Consider the following 2,540-nt stretch of genomic DNA (forward strand, 5'->3'; position numbering starts at 1 on the left):
CTTCCAGATGATGAGGTGTTCGTTAAATTGGATAAGGGTTGGACGGTGATTATTTCGAAGTCACATTTGACGGTCGTCCCCGCTAAGAAAACTCAATAGACCCCACCCTCTAAAGCCTACCAGAGCCAACCTACAGCACCCTAACTACAGCATAACCATAGCCTTCGCTACAACAGGCCATCGCTTAGAACTCATCCTGCTCACGCTCACATATCTCCAAGCAAAGTACGAACGAAGTCCGTGCTTTTGCCATAGACTAATCGTAAAAGCAGAGTTATTTTTACTCGATGTATCAGTCTTGAGCGAAAGCCAGTGGGAGCACAGCGAGTTGAAAATAATTATTTTTTAATAGAAGATTTATTTTCGGAGTACGGTGAGGGGGGATATTGTAGGCCGCGATAGCCTGTCTGGAGGTCGGCAGAAAACAAGCCGGTCGGCTTACATATCGACCCCCTCTTTGACGAAACGCAGGTAGCAATTTGGACAGCGGACAAATTCAACGCCTCGTATGCCTGGGTGGTCGATTTCTACTACGGTAGTTGCGGCAACTTCCATGTTGACAGCAGCCTCAACTTCGTTCGAGCTGTTCGCTGAAGACAATCGGTCATTTGATTATTTGAGTTATTTGATTATTTGGGATGGTTTTATAGGCGGATTTTCAAAACACTAAAATAGCAAAGAAACTTAATTTATTTTCTGTTGATTCTTCGCTTGGTAAGTAGTATATTAAAAAAATAAACGGTCGCAGAACGGTCGCAATTTAGAACTGTAAGTCGTTGTTTAATAAAGGCGGAAAAACTGATTCGTAATCAGTAGGTCAGCGGTTCGACTCCGCTCGGTGGCTCAAAACCATCAAAGGTGCCACATGAAATTGTTGTCTACATTTTCTCTCGTTTTGCTTCTCAGCGGATTTTTTTTACTTGCCGTACCAGCCAGATCACAAAATTCTGTCGGCTATGATTTCTTGCGTACTTTTGTTGGCGCAAGGCCTTCGGCAATGGCAGGAGCCTTTATCTCGGTTCAGGGTGACATTCATAGCCTGGCGTATAATCCGGCCGGTCTTGCTGCGCTCAACTCGAAACAAGCAACCGCTTCCTATCTGAATCACCTTCTCGACTTTCAATCCGGATTTTTGGCTTATGCGCAGCCGTTCGCACAAGGAACAGCAGCAATTGGGCTGCATTTTTTTGACTATGGTCAGTTTGAACGCAAGGACGAGAATAATCTGGGCAGCGGTGAATTCGGGGCCAATAGTTTCGCGTTATCTACCGCCTACTCAAAAACGGTTCTCAAGAATTTGTCGGTTGGCGGCGCCGCAAAGTTCATCCGATTTCAAATTGATGATTTGACAGAAACTGCCCTTGCTTTAGACATCGGTTTGATTTTTTCAATACCGGACTATGCTGTGAATATTGGCTTGGGAATTTTTAACTTCGGGACGACCACCAGCGCCTTTATTGATACAAAGGATGATTTACCCCTCAATTTTCAAGTCGGCGCCTCGAAGACGCTCGAGCATTTACCCGTGATGGTGAATGCCTCACTTGTTAAATTCAAAGATGAAAGCCTTGATTTCAGATTGGGCGGTGAGATTAGTTTGACCGAGCAGCTATTCGTTCGTCTGGGGTATAATTCGGTTGGTCGGGATCAGAAGGTAAGGACCGGCAAGGACCGGCTGGCGGGTGTTTCTATGGGCTTTGGATTTAAAGTAAACAAATTTAATATCGACTATTCATTATCCTCGTTTGGTGAGGTAGGTTCCCTAAATCGTGTTAGTTTGATTGGCCAGTTTTAAAAACACTTACTCTTTTTTCTAAGTATCTTCCTTAGAATACCTTCAAAAATAGTAGTCCATTTGCGATCACCGTTTTGCCACTTCAAAACTTTTTTGAGCTAAGAGTTTAAGCGCCGCTTCCCGATCCGTTTCGTTTTGGAATGCCAGCCGCATTGTCCCCGCGTCACCTTCTCGCATTTTTAGAATTTCGATATCTTTTATGTTAATTTCTTCATCGGCAAGAATGGCTGCAATTGATGCGATCATTCCCGGTTTGTCTTCGATGATGACTGAGATGTCGAATTGCGGTCGCAAGAATCCACGTGAGTCTTTTGGAATCGAAAGGCGGTTTCGAGCCGCTGTTTCAAAAAAAGATTGGAGTTGACGATTTTCAGTGAGCAAGTTTTTGCTCGCGGAAAGGTCTGTCATGAGTTGCTCTATGGCGAATTCAATATTTTCGGCATTTGTTGTGCAAATATCTGCCCAGACATCAAAAGGACTTGAGGCGATTCGGGTCATATCCCGAAAGCCGCCTGCGGCTAATTTCAAATAAGCGGGATTGTTGTTATTCCTTTTTGCAGCATAATTCATGAGCGTAACTGCGAGCATTTGTGGCAAATGGCTGACCACAGCAGCGATTTCGTCGTGTTCCGCTGGCGTTAAAAATAAAACACTTGCGCCAATTATTTCAATGATCCCTACATACTTTTTTACCAGATCATCAGAAGCTGAGTGATTGGTGAGGACATAAATAGCATTCTCAAAA

The 2,540-nt window shown here is 44.1% G+C and carries 3 protein-coding genes; 1 reads left to right on the top strand and 2 read right to left on the bottom strand.

The genetic code is table 11. From position 1 onward, the window contains the following. Window positions 1-438 precede the first annotated feature (438 nt). Entirely contained in the window at window positions 439-600 is a 162-nt protein-coding gene (locus tag IH879_22350) for a hypothetical protein (protein MCH7677669.1), read from the bottom strand. Window positions 601-865: 265 nt separating this feature from the next. Here IH879_22350 and IH879_22355 point away from each other — a divergent pair, with 265 nt between their 5' ends. Further along, window positions 866-1,795, top strand: a complete 930-nt coding sequence (locus IH879_22355) for a PorV/PorQ family protein (protein ID MCH7677670.1) — start codon at window positions 866-868, stop codon at window positions 1,793-1,795. 66 nt (window positions 1,796-1,861) lie between these two features. On the opposite strand, the gene IH879_22360 is transcribed toward IH879_22355, so the two are convergent. Then, window positions 1,862-2,540, bottom strand: a 679-nt coding sequence (locus IH879_22360) for a prephenate dehydrogenase/arogenate dehydrogenase family protein (protein MCH7677671.1), incomplete at its 5' end; no start/stop codon positions are given.

The organism is candidate division KSB1 bacterium, from assembly GCA_022562085.1.
Classification (GTDB): domain Bacteria; phylum Zhuqueibacterota; class Zhuqueibacteria; order Oceanimicrobiales; family Oceanimicrobiaceae; genus Oceanimicrobium.